Below are 217 nucleotides of genomic sequence, written 5' to 3'. Positions count from 1 at the left end.
AATCTGTGTGGGCACTCACAAGACGATATCAGCCACTTCGGTGGCAAAAAATATCAAGTCTTAGAGTGACCAAGCAGTAATTCATTTAGTTGAATTATTACGAAGTAATCTCTGAGCACCGCTTAACGTGTTTAAGCAAATCGAACTTTTAATTGAAGAGTTTGATCATGGCTCAGATTGAACGCTGGCGGCAGGCCTAACACATGCAAGTCGAGCG

1 rRNA gene is annotated in these 217 nt (G+C 42.4%); it reads left to right on the top strand.

The window, feature by feature from the left end:
- Positions 1 to 149 precede the first annotated feature (149 nt).
- Positions 150 to 217, top strand: a 16S ribosomal RNA gene (locus J1781_RS00005); the annotation flags it as partial.

Source organism: Rahnella perminowiae, from assembly GCF_019049695.1.
Classification (GTDB): domain Bacteria; phylum Pseudomonadota; class Gammaproteobacteria; order Enterobacterales; family Enterobacteriaceae; genus Rahnella; species Rahnella perminowiae.
The sequence above is the reverse complement of the archived record's forward strand: the minus strand, read 5'-3'. Positions and strand labels throughout refer to the sequence as shown.